Below are 14,300 nucleotides of genomic sequence, written 5' to 3' on the forward strand. Positions count from 1 at the left end.
TTAGGCGAATTTATGGTTGTAGCACAATTTCACAAAGCACTCAGTGAACAGACTCGCCTTCGAATTATGGCTCTTATTTTAGAGCATAAAGAGGTATGTGTCTGTGATCTTGTTGCCGTTTTAGATATGCCACAAGGTACGGTTAGTCGCCATTTAAGTTATTTAAAAAAGTCTGGGCTTGTGCAGTCAGTTACTCGCGGTACATGGCGTTATTATCAATTAAGTGAATCGCTCAGCCAGCCGCTGTTAGCGATATTGAAATTAACACTCGACACACTAAATAGCGATTGCCAAGTGCAACGTGATTTAACTTCTTTCAAACCTTCAAATTGTTAGGCTGTTTATTATGAAAATTGCGATTAATGGCTTCGGTCGTATGGGTAAATTATTAGCACGTATCGTGTTAGCTGAGGCAAACCATCAGTTGGTTTATATTAATGATCCCGCTGCAACAAACGAGGCGATTGCCCACTTGCTAGCGTTTGACTCAGTTCAAGGACGTTTTAAAGACAATGAAATTCATGCAGATGACAGCCATTTATATGTCGCTGAGCAGAAAATTAGCTTATTGCATGAGTCAAAGTTAACGGATCTACCTGTTGATAATATTGACTTATTGATTGACTGTTCGGGGCTTTACCGTAAATCGGAGCTATTTCAACCTTTGTTAGATAAAGGGTTAGCGCGTGTTCTTGTTTCTTGCCCAGTAAAAGACGAAGGTGCGATTAATTTGGTCTATGGCGTAAATCATGATTTATACCAAGCTGATAAACATAAAGTGGTTACGGCAGCGTCGTGCACAACTAACTGCCTTGCACCTGTCGTAAAGGTATTAAAAGAAACAGTCGGCATAAAACGTGGCTCAATGACCACCATTCACGATATTACCAATACTCAAACGATTGTTGATAAAGCCCATAAAGACTTACGTCGTGCGCGTGCTTGTGGTGAATCGTTAATTCCAACAAGCTCGGGTTCAACAACAGCAATTATGACGATTTTCCCTGAGCTGAAAGGCAAGCTTGATGGCTTAGCCGTGCGCGTACCGCTGTTAAGCGGCTCTTTGGTAGACTTAGTAATTGAAACTGAAAAACCAACCAGTGTTGAAGAGATTAACAATGCATTTGAGCGTGCTAAATCAGGTGAATTAAAGGGTATTTTAGATATTGAAATGCGCCCGTTGGTTTCGGTTGATTTTGTTGGTGATACGCACAGTGCCATTGTTGATGGCTTGTCGACTCAAGTAATCGACAAGCATTTAGTGAAAGTATTAGCTTGGTACGATAACGAAATTAACTATGTCTCACGTATGAATGACATTGTTAATATGATTGCCGCGTATTAACTTACCTTTTCGCCCTAAACCAAGGTGTTACAACGCCTTGGTTTAGGCTTTGTTTATCACTTCACGTAGTTTTAAATTATGTTAGCAGCATCAAACACAGTCAGTCAGGGAATTAAAGACTACATACAAATTACCCTAGCTTACTGGGGATTTACCTTAACTGATGGCGCACTGCGTATGCTGGTGGTGCTGTATTTTCATACACTCGGTTATTCGCCAATTGAAGTGGCAATGCTATTTTTGTTTTACGAATTTTTTGGCATTGTTACCAATTTGTTTGGTGGCTGGTTGGGCGCCCGTTTTGGTTTAAAAGTCACTTTGTTTAGTGGCTTGCTGCTGCAAATTAGCGCGCTGATTTTGCTGGCGCAAACTCAGTGGCTAAGTGTTGTTTATGTAATGATATTGCAAGCAGCATCGGGCATCGCGAAAGATCTCAATAAAATGAGTGCCAAAACAGCGATTAAACAGCTTGTGCCAAGCGATGAAAGTAGCACTCTGTTTAAATGGGTGGCACTGCTTACAGGGTCGAAAAATACACTAAAAGGGTGTGGTTTCTTTTTAGGTGGTTTTTTACTGGCGCTATTTGGCTATCAAAACAGTTTGTATTTACTTGCTACCGGACTTGGGTTAATTACTTTATTGGTTGCCTTTCAGTTAAAGCAAAGTTTAGAGGCCAAATCATTTAAACCGAAGTTTAGCCAAGTATTTTCATCAAGTAAAAAAGTAAACTTACTCTCGTTTGCGCGTTGCTTTTTATTTGCCAGTCGCGATGTGTGGTTTGTGGTTGCCTTGCCTGTTTTTTTAACCATGCAAGCGGGATGGTCGAGTACAGCGGTAGGTACTATGATGGCGTCGTGGGTGATTATTTACGGGGTTTTTCAATCAACTACGCCAAAAGTATTTAAGGCTTTTAATAAACAGGCCAATGCGCAGTCAGCGGTGTTCAGTGCGCTTGCATTGTTGGCTGTTTTGGTAGTTATGCTGGTGGCGATTTATTGCGACCTATCACTGGTTAATGTAGCGATACTTGGGCTAATTTTATTTGCCGTAATTTTTGCTATTAACTCTGCCATTCACTCATTTTTGATTGTGCATTACGCCCGTGATGAAGGTGCCTCGATGGATGTTGGTCTTTATTACATGGCAAATGCCTGTGGGCGTTTATTTGGCACTGTGTTGTCTGGATTATTGTTTCAGCAATATGGATTAACAGCATGTTTAATCGCGAGTGCATTATTTGTGGCGATTTGCATTCCAATTACTGCGAAGTTAACGCAAAACAGTTAAAATTCAGCAAAAAATGAATGGATAGTTGTTTTGCTGCCGATTGAAAGTGTTTATCAAACTCTGGTTTCTAGATTATCGCAACATGAGCGCGTGGTGCTGCAAGCGCCACCAGGGGCGGGTAAATCAACTTGGTTGCCACTGCAACTAATTAAAGATAATCACTTCAAACGTATTATTATGTTAGAACCACGTAGGCTTGCTGCACGCAATATCGCAAGCTTTCTGGCCGACTGTTTAGATGAGCCGCTAGGGCACACAATCGGTTTGCGTATTCGTGGTGAAAACTTTACCAGCCAACACACCCGTTTAGAAATTGTGACTGAAGGCATGCTGACACGTATGCTGCAAGATGACCCTGAATTAGACGGCGTAGATTTGGTGATTTTTGATGAATTTCACGAACGTTCAATTCAAGCTGAAACAGCACTTGCACTCTCATTTGAAGCGCAAATGGCTTATCGTGATGATCTTAAATTACTGATTATGTCGGCAACGCTTGATGGGGAACGTTTAAGTTGTCACTTCGATGCACCGCTGGTGCAAAGTAAAGGGCGTCAATTTCCTATCGCTGAACATTACACTGCAGTTAAAAATGAAGCTGATTGGCTCGCGCAAGTTGCGCCGTTAACCATTCAAGCAATGGCAGAACAAAGCGGTAGCGCACTGGTGTTTTTACCCGGCGTAAAAGAAATAAAAGCGATAGAGTCTGAGCTTATCGCAGCCAAAAACACAGAAAGCATCGCGCAAGATACAACAATATACGCACTGTTTGGCAAGCAAGACAAAAAAACACAGCAAGCGGCGCTTAAACCATGCTCCGAAGGGCAACGGAAAATAGTACTCACCACCAATGTGGCAGAAACCAGCTTAACCATTGATGGAATTCGCATTGTTGTTGATTCAGGTAAAGAGAAAATAACCCAGTACAATGTTAAAAATGGTATTAGCCAATTACTTACTGTTAATGTGGCTAAGTCGTCTGCAATTCAACGCGCGGGTCGTGCAGGGCGCATCGAAGCGGGTGTGGTGTATCGCTTAGGCAGTAAAGAACATTTCGAGCGACGAGCAAGCCATGCCATACCTGAAATATTGCGCAGCGATATTAGTCAGCTTGTTTTAGAGTGCGCTAATTGGGGAACGTCAATTGACGATTTGGTGTTACTTGATAAGCCATCAATCAAACAGATTGATGCGGCGAAAAGTCTGTTATTGATGCTTGAAGCTATCACGGCTGATGGCAAGATTACCTCATTAGGTCAACAAATGTTGAGTTATGGTACAGAGCTGCGTTTTGCTCATATGCTGATAAAAGCAAAGCAGCTTGAAGCTGATTATACCGGTATTTATCATTTGGCGGTGTATCTGGTTGCGCTTTTCACCAGTCAGGCTAATCGCAGTAATGACCTTGCAACTGGGCTTAATTTTCAGCTTAAATCGCCGCTGCCAAACTTTGATAAAGAACTAAGCCTGTGGCTTAAACGCTTAAAATTAACGGCGGTTAATCATTTACCTCTTGAATATTTATCGATTGTAATGGCGTTGGCTTTTCCCGACCGCATTGCGCAAAAACGCGGTAACGGATTGCGCTTGGCTAATGGCGCTGGCGCAACGCTTTATGATGACTTTCCAATTTATGATGACCTATTGTGTATTGGTGATATGGGCGGTGCGACAGGGCAACACGTATTTAATGCGTGTAAGTGTGACTTAACACAAGTTGAAAGGGCGTTGCCGTACTTATTTGAAAATAAAGACGTTGCACAGTTTGATGAGAGCGTTGGGCGTTTTATTGCCGAAACACAATATTGTTTAGGGCAACTGATACTGTCACGTAAACCGAGTAATAAAGCGCTTAGTGGTGATGAAAAAGCTGCTGCTTGGTGTCATATTATCGCAAGAAAAGGGTGGCAGCTGTTAAACCTAACGTTTGACGTTGAGCAATACATAGTGCGTTTAACGTTAGCCCATCAATTTTTACCAAATGAATTTCCGCAGTTATCAAAACAGCACTTATTTGATCATCTTGATACGTGGCTTTCGCCTTATTTGAATGAAGTAAATAGTTTGGCGGCACTTAAAAAGTTGGACTTATTAGCGCCGCTTAAAGGATTGCTCGATTGGCAACAACAAACGTTATTAGATGAGTTATTGCCCGAGCGATTAGTTGTGCCTACTGGCTCAAAACTAAAAATTCATTACCAAGTTGATGGCCCTGCAAAGCTCTCGGTAAAAATGCAAGAAATGTATGGCGTCGCAACCACACCTAAGCTTGCGAATGGTGAGCTGTCGTTAGCCATCGAATTACTGTCACCGGCAATGCGTCCGCTTCAGATCACGCAAGATTTAGCAGGGTTTTGGGCGTCGAGTTACCGAGAAGTACAAAAAGAAATGAAAGGTCGTTACCCTAAGCATTTTTGGCCAGACGAACCGGCCAATGCTAAGGCAACTAATAAAGTAAAAAGCAGAATGTAATCCCACTGCTTTTTACTGGGCCACGCCATGGTGCAGTTGTGCGGCAAAAAATAAATGACAAACCAACACTACACCCGTAATACGCTCACGCATGCGTTGGTAATCTGGGTTTAATTTACCCCATGTTTCGGTACGTTTTTGCACTGCCAACACAAAAACATACGATGCGCCTAGGTAGAGTAGGGCCAGTTTTAAATCAAATAGTGCGAGCGCTAGCGTTGGAATTGTTGGTAATACAACTAGCCAATTTAGCTTGTTACTGTTTGATTCGTGCCATAATGTACCGGCAACGAAACTCATAATGCTAATGCTATAAAACATAAATGCTTGGCTTAATAAAACATGCTCAAAAAGAAAGTGAGCACCTACTAATAATAAAAATGGAATAAGACCAAGATAACCTAATAGTGTTTGATTGCTATATTTTAACATAAGTACAATTCACGATTTCAATTGATAGTGATTGTACGCGAGAATCATCAAATTTGTTTAGTTTATTATGGATTTAGATAAACAGGCTCTGATATTCTGTTTAGAGTTATCGCTCTATTTAAGGTGGTTAAGTGGGGGCTATTCAACAGACACAAGATTTTAGTTGGCCAAATAATTGGTTAGATACATCACATATTTCAGCGCTCAAAGATATTTTTACTGCTTGTTTTAACGGCATTTCCAGTGACGAATATTTTGAAAAATACTTCAATTGTAGTGCGGCGTTTAAACGTGTTTTAAGGCTTTATTTTGCTGATGGAAACATTGTTGGTTATTGTTTACTTACGTTTGAGCGTGCGAATAAAAAAGTGCTGTTAAGAGCATCCGCTGGCTTTTATCCTGAATTTCGACAAGGTGGTCATACTTTATCGTTTTCTATTCAACAAGCGTTTAAGTATTGGCTAATGCATCCTTGGCAAGATATTTACTATGCTGATACCATGTTAAGCCCTGCGATGTATCGCGCTATTAGTAAGCGCGTTGCAATCACGTATCCTAGCCCACAGTTTTTGCATCATAAACGCGATTTGTTTGACGCATTTAATAAGGCTGGCATTGTTAGCTCACTTACAGGTACCCGCTGTTTAGTGGAAACAGGACGTAGTAGTGCTTACAGTGATGATGACTTAAAGGCGTTTTTTAACAGCGAAAAACGAGAGATTGCATTTTATTGTAAGGCAAACCCGCATTTTTCATCGGGTGTTGCCTTATTTGTGATTATGCCGATTAACTTAAAGCAGTTAGTACACACATTATTTAAGCGGTAGTATGTTAACTTTCCGCGCTAATACGGCAGTGGATATTTACGCCAAATAGCATCTACTTGTGCCATAAAGTCATCTGGTAGGTTAAGTTCAAATGCGGCAATGTTTTCGGCTAGCTGCTGTTGTGTGGTTGCACCAATAATGGTTGAAGTTACACCATCAACTTTATCGCACCATGCCAGTGCAAGTTGGCTTGGTGTGATGCCTAATTTCGCCGCAAGCTGGCAATATTCAGCAACCGCCTGCTGTGCGATTTCGGTATTTCTAAATAACCCATTGCGCTGCATTAATGTCCAGCGACTACCGTGTGGTCTGGCATCGTTTAGGTATTTTCCACTTAACACTCCAGTTGCTAGCGGCGACCAAGGTAAATAAGCAATTTCTTCATGTACACAGTGCTCTATTAGATAAGGCCAATCTTTAGCGTGCAGTAAATTGAATTCATTTTGAATGGACACCGGGCGAGGCAAGTTATGCGCCTTGGCTAATTCAATAAACGTATGAATACCCCAGGTCGTATCATCTGAAAGGCCATAGTGGCGAATCTTACCTGCTTTAATGCAGTGATCTAGCCCTTGTAAAATATCTAACATTTGCGCCTTATGAGCTTTAGTATCAACATTTGTAAAACTAATTTGGTTCGGTCTATGTTTTGCAAAATGCGGAGAAGTGCGGTTAGGCCAATGCAGTTGGTAAACATCAATGGTGTCGATTTGTAGACGTTTTAATGACGCATCAACCGCATTGATTACCGCTTGTCCAGTGATGTCTGAAGCATTTCTGATCCAAGACAGGCCATTGCCTGCTATCTTTGTTGCAACTACCCAGTTATCGCGTTTTTGTTTATTTTTGGCAAAGTAGTTACCAATAATTTCTTCTGTTTTACCGTAGGTTTCGGGTGTTGGTGGTACAGCGTACATTTCGGCTGTATCCATAAAGTTGATACCGTGCTCGGCAGCTAACTCAATTTGTTGATTGGCATCAAGTTGATTGTTTTGCACACCCCAGGTCATGGTGCCTAAACAAATACGTGAAACATCAATGTTTGAACTTCCTAATTTTGCGTATTTCATAGCGAACCTTCTGGTCTTAAAATTATTAGATTTAGTGAAATATGACGTTGCGATATGATGCTTTTTTATGAGAACAATACTCAGCCGTGCTGATTTAAAATACAAACAACAACATCAGGCAATTATAATGGGGGTTTTAATAGGTATTGGCAATGAAATGCGATACAAAAATCGGTATGATAAACAGGATTTTTCTCAATTCTAAGTGCAATGACAGATAAAAAGAAAACGCCAAAAGCGGCAACGAAAAAGACAACTACAACGCGTAAGCCGCGCGCTAAAAAAGCCACTCAAGCTAGAACCAAACCGAGCAAATTAAAACGCTTTTCAATACTCGCGTTAAAGCTAGGTGTTGGTTTGCTGGTTGCACTAGCACTTTATTTAATCTACTTAGATAGCAAAATTAGCCATAAATTTGAGGGTAATAAGTGGCAGTTACCAGCGCAAATTTATGCCCGCGCAATGACCTTCTATCCCGGCCAATACTTATCAAAAGATGAAGTTGTATGGGAACTCCAACGCCTTAATTATTCTGAAGTTAATCGCATCAATAATACCGGTCAATACGTTATTAAAGGCAATACTATTCGTATTTATCGTCGTGCTTTTGAATTTTATGATGGGGCAGAAGATCAAGTTGGGTTCGATTTAGTGTTTGGCCCGAAAAAGCTTGCTGCAATTAAAGATGAGCAAGGGGCAAATTTATCAATGGCGCGATTAGAGCCATTACAGTTGGCACGCCTTGCCAACGAAAGCAAGCAAGACCGCGAATTTGTGCCACTTAGTCATATTCCGCAAGTGGTACAAGATACCTTGCTGTTGGTAGAAGACCGCAATTTTTACGAGCACCATGGGGTATCAGTTTGGTCTATTGTACGTGCCTTGGTGGCAAATATTCGTGCAGGTCGCACAGTGCAAGGGGGAAGTACTTTAACTCAGCAGTTAGCGAAAAACTTTTATTTAACCCGAGATCGCACCCTAACACGTAAAATCAATGAAGCATTAATTGCGCTGATTTTAGATTTTAGATACAGCAAAGACGAAATTTTAGAAGCGTACTTAAACGAAGTGTATTTAGGTCAGTCGCGCTCGCAAGGTGTACACGGCTTTGGTTTAGCCAGTGAGTTTTATTTTGGTAAACCGCTGAATGAAATTGAATACGACCAAGTCGCGCTATTAGTGGCGATGGTTAAAGGGCCTAGTTTTTATAATCCAAGACGTTTTAAAGAGCGCACGATGGAAAGACGCGACTTGGTGCTGCGCTTAATGGTTGAGAATGGGTTAATTTCGACTAAGAGCTATAAACTGGCGTTAGCACGCGATATCAAAATAGAACCACTATCACGCTTTGATATTAATCAGCACCCGGGCTATATGGACTTAGTTCGCCGCGAGCTGAAAACAATTTTAAATTCAAAAGATACAATTGACGCAGGTGTACGCGTATTTACTTATTTCGATTTACAAAAACAAGCGGCGATGGAAAAGTCGTTTGAAACTGGGTTGCCATATTTAGAGCGTTTAAAATCGACTTCTAAACTTGAGGCGGCAATGTTGTCGGTTAATGTAAAATACGGCGGTGTGTCTGCGTTGGTAGGTGCACGCGATAGCGATTTTAATGGTTTTAACCGAGCGCTCGATACCAAACGTAATATCGGTTCATTGGTTAAGCCAGCCATTTATATGACGGCATTTGAATCGGGTAAATACACCTTAGGTAGTTTAGTTGATGACGAGCCAATGGAGATTAGCGATGAAGCCGGACACACTTGGTCACCGTCTAATTTCGACCAAAAATTCCGCGGAAAAATGCCGCTTTATCAAGCTTTTAGTAAAAGTATCAATATGCCAGCTGTGGCGGTTGGGCTAGATTTAGGTTTACCTGCTGTAACTGAGTCAATTAAGCGATTAGGGGTTGATGAGTCAATTAACCAGTACCCCTCACTACTGTTAGGTGCGCAGGAACTCGCACCGATTGATGTTGCGCAAATGTATTCAACCATTGCGTTTGATGGCGATTATCGCAAGTTAACGTCAGTGGCGGCAATTACCAATGCTGTGGGCGAACTTATTTATCAGCATAACAGTACGCCTGAAACGCGCTTTTCTCCAGCGACTAGTTATATGACTAAATACGCAATGCAAAAGGTAACACGTGAAGGCACCGCGAAACGCTTAAAATTACATTTCCCAACCATTCAGTTAGCGGGTAAAACGGGCTCAACCAATAACTTGCGTGATAGCTGGTTTGCCGGGTTTGACCAAAATACGGTAACCGTTACTTGGGTTGGTCGTGATGATAATAAACCGACTAAATTAACTGGCAGCGTTGGTGCCTTAGAGCTTTATATTCGTTATTTGCGACAGCTTAATCCTGAGTCAATCGCGACACCTAGGCCACCGTCAATTAAATGGGCATTTGTTAATACAGAAACGGGCAGACAAGCTCCGCCAGGGTGTGGCACTGTGCTTAAATTGCCAATACCAGCAGAGTTATTTAATTCACGACCGCGCTGTCACTAGCGCGTATCGTGATGTTCGAACAATAAGCTTACAGCTTAAATTGGCCAAGAGACTGTTTCAGCTTGTTGGCGATTTGCAGAATATGATTCGCTTCAGAAGCGGTGCTTTGCGCAGAGCTTAAACTGTGTTGCGCAAGCTGGCTAATTTCATCGCTGTGCGCAACAACATTTAATGTGCTACTGGTCTGTAAACTGGCCTGTTCCATAATTGCAGCGCCAGAGCGGTCAATTGATTGCATATCGTGTTCTGCGTTAGCCAAAATATCCCGAGTTTGGTTGGCTTGTTCAACGCCTTGCTCCATTTTATCTACACTGTTTTGCATCTTATGTTGAGTATCTTTTGCAGCCACCTGCAACGTGCTGACAATGGTATGAATTTCTTGCGTTTGTTGTTGAGTGCGTGCTGCCAATGTTCTTACTTCATCAGCTACCACAGCAAACCCTCTGCCTTGTTCTCCTGCACGAGCAGCTTCAATTGCGGCATTGAGTGCAAGTAAGTTAGTTTGGTCTGCAATTTCACTGATGGCGACGCTTACGTTACTAATGTTTTGTGTGTCTTCTGCAAGCTTATTAAGCGCAGCTTGGCTCTGTTTAAAATCCAATTGTAGTTCTGCCATATGTTGGCTTAAATTAAGCGTATTCTGACTGCCTTGTTGTACGTGTGTACTGGCTTCTTTTGCTAAGGTTTGCGCATCGGTTGCTTGTTGCTCAACCGCTTGTGCTGAGCTGCTCATTTCACTTAATTGACTCGAAATTTCAGCAATTTTTTGTTCTTGTTGTATCGCATCTTGGCGGCTTGCGTTACTTGTATCTGCAAGCAGAGAGGTTGCTTGATTAAGTTCAAGTGCGGCGTGTTGCGATTGTTCTACAAGCTCAGCAAACTGCTTTAACATAAAATTAATTTGATGGCCGATAGCGGCTAACTCGTCGTCACTTTCAAGGTTTACTTTGATATTGAGTGAGCCATTGGCTGCTTCGTTTACGGTGTTAGATAAACGCGATAGTGTGCGTATAACTGCAAAATAAAAACCAGTCACCAAGTAAAGCGCGATTACCGTAAACAGAATCGATGCAATTAGCACGCTGTTACGAATAAACTGAGCGTTTGCCATTTGTTGGCGTACTTTTTGAGTTAGGTGTGGCAGCAAGGTGTCTGTAAAGCGTTCTAAACTTTCGATTGTTTTATTATTTAGCTGAGAAAACTGCGAGCGTGATAAAGCGATTGAATCGGGGTCGAGCACTTGCTGTTTAATGGTTCTTTGATAGTTTAGCAAGGCGCTTTTGGTATCGAGAACGACGCTTTGTAGCGCGGTTTCTGTTGGTTTATGATGCGTCATCGCAACCATTAGTTTGTTTTCAAGGTTAGTGACTGAACTCGGTAGCGCTTTATTTTGATTAGATAGCTGAATAAAGGTATCGGGGGTAAAACTGCCGCTATTTATTACTGTATCTGTGGCTTCTTTTACCGCATAAAAATTGGCAACGAGCAACGGGAAATCATCCACTATGGCGCGATTTAAATAATTGCTTGCCAAATCGTTATCGGTTGCCAATTGGCTTTTTATCGATATTTCATTGAGCGAGTCTAACGCATTATTAGCTGACACATTAAAGTCATTGGCGGCAACCTGATTTAAGTTGTTGTCGACAACCGCTTGTAGCAAAGGCTTGTAATTTTTTAGTCCTGAGAGTTCCCGTTGGTGCTGTGTAATTTGATGGTTAAGCTGCACGTTTAAAAAAATTAAACTGATCGCTAAGGGAATTAGTAATACGCATACCACTACAATGATCTTTTTAGAGTAATTTAGCTTGGCCATTAAGGTAATGGCGGGAAGAATAAAGGCATTGGGCTTTGGCATAAACTCTGATCCTGTTAAGTGACACAGTGGTACAAGTTTATAAGAAGAACGAGTTTTTGCCTTTTTTCGTTCAAAAAAAACCACGCAAGTGCGTGGTTTTATAAATTAAATCTAGTTTATTTGCTTAAAGCTTAGCGAAAGCGCGCTCGGCAGCTGCAATGGTTGCTTCAATTTCAGCGTCACCGTGTGCTGTTGAAACAAAGCCTGCCTCAAATGCACTTGGTGCAAGATAAACACCTTCATCAAGCATTAAGTGGAAGAACTTTTTAAAGCGCTCTAAATCACATTCAGTTGCTTGCTGGTAAGTAGTTACTGTTTCTTCAGGTGTGAAGAAGAAGCCATACATGCCGCCGGCGTAGTTTGTGGTAAGTTCAATACCTGCTTTTTCAGCAGCAGCTTTAAAGCCTTCACAAATACGCTTGCTTTTCGCTTCAAGTTCGTCATGAAGACCGTCAACATCCAGTAACTCAAGGGCTTTTAAGCCTGCCGCCATGGCAATTGGGTTACCTGAAAGCGTACCTGCTTGGTAAACCGGGCCTACTGGTGCGATGTAATCCATGATTTCAGCTTTACCACCAAATGCACCTACTGGCATACCGCCGCCGATTACCTTACCTAAACAGGTGAGATCTGGTGTGATATTGTAATACGCCTGTGCACCGCCTTTCGCAACGCGGAAACCCGTCATTACTTCATCAAAAATAAGCACTGATTTGTATTCGTCACACACTGCACGTAAACCTTCTAAGAAGCCGGCAACTGGTGGGATACAGTTCATGTTACCCGCCACTGGCTCTACGATAATACACGCGATATCATCACCAAATTTAGCGAAAATTTCTTTTACTTCATCGAGTTTGTTAAACGATACAGTCAGTGTGTGTTTAGCAAAGTCTTCAGGAATACCCGGTGAATTTGGCACTCCCATAGTTAGTGCGCCAGAACCCGCTTTTACCAGCAGTGAATCAGCGTGACCGTGGTAACAGCCTTCAAACTTTAAGATTTTATCTTTGCCTGTAAAACCGCGTGCTAAACGAATTGCACTCATAGTTGCTTCAGTGCCTGAGCTTACCATGCGCACTTTTTCGATTGATGGCACAAGTGCTTTTACTTTCTCGGCCATTAAAATTTCAGTCTCTGTTGGTGCGCCGTAGCTTAAACCGTTCTCAACAGCTTCAAGTACGGCTTGTTTAATGGCACTGTGGTTGTGACCTAAAATCATTGGGCCCCAAGAGCCAACATAGTCAATGTACTTGTTGTTGTCGGCGTCATAAGTAAAAGCGCCTTCGGCTTTAGTAATAAAGCGCGGTGTGCCACCGACACCGTTAAATGCGCGAACCGGCGAATTCACACCACCTGGGATAGACGCCTGCGCTCTATCAAATAAGTCTTGGCTAATTGTCATAATTTGTTCCAAATAAGATTAGGTATTTTGTTTACGGCTGAACCATGGCACTTCGGTTTCATATTTGTCGACGAGACCGTCAACACCTAGCGTTAATGCAAATAGCGCCATACGCACCAGTACACCATTTTGTACTTGGCGGAAAATCGCTAGGTTATCATTACTGTTTAAGTCGTTATCAAGCTCATTTGCATCACCACGGCTGTCGCGCGGTAATGGGTGCATTAGTACAGAGTTTGGTTTGCAGTGGGCATCGTAAATTGCTTGGCTAATACGGAAGCCACCACGATACTTATTTGCTTCTTCTTGCGATGGGAAGCGCTCTTCTTGAATACGTGTTTGATACACGATATCGGCTGCAAGATTACCTTCCATTTGGTTGACGATTTCGACTTGGTGACCTGCATTAGTTACGGTATCAACAATGTAGTCAGGCATTTGCAAGCCATCTGGCGCAACAAGTGAAAATTTTACGTCTTTATAATGGCACAGTAATTTTGATAGTGAGTGCACGGTACGGCCATATTTTAAATCACCGACAAGGGCAATGTGCATGCCGTCAATATTGCGGTCAAAGCGCGCAAGTTCTTTATCAATTGTTAGCAGGTCAAGTAGCGCTTGTGTTGGGTGTTCGTTTGGACCGTCACCACCATTAAGTACTGGTACCGTCGAACCATTAGCAAATTCGGCAACCGAGTGTGCTTCTGGGTGACGCATCGCAACGGCATCTGCGTATGATGAAATTACACGAGCGGTATCATACAGAGATTCACCTTTAGCAAGTGCCGAAGTTTGCATGCCGGTTGTTTCACGAACAAGGCCGCCAAGCAAGTTAAATGCAGTACCAAAGCTTACGCGGGTACGGGTGCTTGGTTCGAAAAATAAGTTTGCAAGAATAGCACCTTCAAGTACTTTGGTGCGTTTTTGCTTCTTTGCGTACGGCTCCATTTTCTTTGCAACATTAAAAATGGTTTCAATCGCATCGCGGTTTAACTCATTTACAGACAGAACATGCTGGCCAACAAAGTTTGACATGATAAAGATCCTGAACAGTTATTTTCGGGCGCTAATATAGCAGATT

At 42.1% G+C, this 14,300-nt stretch carries 11 protein-coding genes; 6 read left to right on the top strand and 5 right to left on the bottom strand.

The features are described 5' to 3' along the window. Positions 1-12 precede the first annotated feature (12 nt). The 4 genes from ACHSBP_RS05695 to hrpB all read left to right on the top strand — a co-directional run bounded on the left by ACHSBP_RS05695 (position 13) and on the right by hrpB (position 5,104). A complete protein-coding gene (locus ACHSBP_RS05695) occupies positions 13-336 on the top strand; it encodes a helix-turn-helix transcriptional regulator (protein WP_105170511.1) in 324 nt (107 codons plus the stop codon). Between the two features lie 10 nt (positions 337-346). Continuing rightward, positions 347-1,345, top strand: a complete 999-nt coding sequence (locus ACHSBP_RS05700) for an ArsJ-associated glyceraldehyde-3-phosphate dehydrogenase (protein ID WP_395388314.1) — start codon at positions 347-349, stop codon at positions 1,343-1,345. 78 nt (positions 1,346-1,423) lie between these two features. Continuing rightward, positions 1,424-2,632, top strand: coding sequence for an organoarsenical effux MFS transporter ArsJ (gene arsJ / locus ACHSBP_RS05705; RefSeq protein ID WP_395388315.1), 1,209 nt, complete (start codon positions 1,424-1,426; stop codon positions 2,630-2,632). Positions 2,633-2,662: 30 nt separating this feature from the next. Beyond that, positions 2,663-5,104, top strand: a complete 2,442-nt coding sequence (hrpB, locus tag ACHSBP_RS05710) for an ATP-dependent helicase HrpB (protein WP_395388316.1) — start codon at positions 2,663-2,665, stop codon at positions 5,102-5,104. 12 nt (positions 5,105-5,116) lie between these two features. Here the strand turns inward: hrpB and ACHSBP_RS05715 are convergent, their stop codons facing one another. After that, positions 5,117-5,536 carry a DUF3429 domain-containing protein gene (locus ACHSBP_RS05715; RefSeq protein WP_395388317.1) on the bottom strand — a complete coding sequence of 140 codons (420 nt, stop codon included), beginning with the start codon at positions 5,534-5,536 and terminating at the stop codon, positions 5,117-5,119. Between the two features lie 131 nt (positions 5,537-5,667). Between ACHSBP_RS05715 and ACHSBP_RS05720 the strand changes: the two genes are divergently transcribed. Then, positions 5,668-6,363 carry a hypothetical protein gene (locus ACHSBP_RS05720; RefSeq protein ID WP_395388318.1) on the top strand — a complete coding sequence of 232 codons (696 nt, stop codon included), beginning with the start codon at positions 5,668-5,670 and terminating at the stop codon, positions 6,361-6,363. Between the two features lie 17 nt (positions 6,364-6,380). On the opposite strand, the gene ACHSBP_RS05725 is transcribed toward ACHSBP_RS05720, so the two are convergent. After that, positions 6,381-7,433 (bottom strand): aldo/keto reductase, encoded by a 1,053-nt coding sequence (locus ACHSBP_RS05725; RefSeq protein WP_395388319.1) that lies wholly within the window; start codon positions 7,431-7,433, stop codon positions 6,381-6,383. Positions 7,434-7,643: 210 nt separating this feature from the next. Between ACHSBP_RS05725 and mrcB the strand changes: the two genes are divergently transcribed. Further along, positions 7,644-9,956: a penicillin-binding protein 1B gene (mrcB, locus tag ACHSBP_RS05730; protein WP_395388320.1), complete on the top strand. Its 2,313-nt coding sequence runs from the start codon at positions 7,644-7,646 to the stop codon at positions 9,954-9,956. Between the two features lie 28 nt (positions 9,957-9,984). Here the strand turns inward: mrcB and ACHSBP_RS05735 are convergent, their stop codons facing one another. From ACHSBP_RS05735 to ACHSBP_RS05745, 3 genes are all read right to left on the bottom strand, one after another. After that, positions 9,985-11,814 carry a methyl-accepting chemotaxis protein gene (locus ACHSBP_RS05735; protein WP_395388321.1) on the bottom strand — a complete coding sequence of 610 codons (1,830 nt, stop codon included), beginning with the start codon at positions 11,812-11,814 and terminating at the stop codon, positions 9,985-9,987. Positions 11,815-11,938: 124 nt separating this feature from the next. Then, positions 11,939-13,219, bottom strand: a complete 1,281-nt coding sequence (hemL, locus tag ACHSBP_RS05740; protein WP_395388322.1) for a glutamate-1-semialdehyde 2,1-aminomutase — start codon at positions 13,217-13,219, stop codon at positions 11,939-11,941. Positions 13,220-13,237: 18 nt separating this feature from the next. Continuing rightward, the gene (locus ACHSBP_RS05745; protein ID WP_010561800.1) at positions 13,238-14,254 is read right to left on the bottom strand and encodes an aspartate carbamoyltransferase; all 1,017 of its coding nucleotides are present in this window, start codon (positions 14,252-14,254) and stop codon (positions 13,238-13,240) included. Between the last annotated feature and the right edge of the window lie 46 nt (positions 14,255-14,300).

The sequence above is a fragment of the Pseudoalteromonas sp. XMcav1-K genome (genome assembly GCF_044005875.1).
GTDB classification, from domain to species: domain Bacteria; phylum Pseudomonadota; class Gammaproteobacteria; order Enterobacterales; family Alteromonadaceae; genus Pseudoalteromonas; species Pseudoalteromonas spongiae.

Bases quoted from the DNA above. Each gene is read 5' to 3' on its own strand.
- ACHSBP_RS05695 (WP_105170511.1), top strand. From the start codon at position 13: ATGGTTGTAGCACAATTTCACAAAGCACTCAGTGAACAGACTCGCCTT.
- ACHSBP_RS05700 (WP_395388314.1), top strand. From the start codon at position 347: ATGAAAATTGCGATTAATGGCTTCGGTCGTATGGGTAAATTATTAGCA.
- arsJ (WP_395388315.1), top strand. From the start codon at position 1,424: ATGTTAGCAGCATCAAACACAGTCAGTCAGGGAATTAAAGACTACATA.
- ACHSBP_RS05715 (WP_395388317.1), bottom strand. From the start codon at position 5,536: ATGTTAAAATATAGCAATCAAACACTATTAGGTTATCTTGGTCTTATT.
- ACHSBP_RS05725 (WP_395388319.1), bottom strand. From the start codon at position 7,433: ATGAAATACGCAAAATTAGGAAGTTCAAACATTGATGTTTCACGTATT.
- mrcB (WP_395388320.1), top strand. From the start codon at position 7,644: ATGACAGATAAAAAGAAAACGCCAAAAGCGGCAACGAAAAAGACAACT.
- ACHSBP_RS05735 (WP_395388321.1), bottom strand. From the start codon at position 11,814: ATGCCAAAGCCCAATGCCTTTATTCTTCCCGCCATTACCTTAATGGCC.
- hemL (WP_395388322.1), bottom strand. From the start codon at position 13,219: ATGACAATTAGCCAAGACTTATTTGATAGAGCGCAGGCGTCTATCCCA.
- ACHSBP_RS05745 (WP_010561800.1), bottom strand. From the start codon at position 14,254: ATGTCAAACTTTGTTGGCCAGCATGTTCTGTCTGTAAATGAGTTAAAC.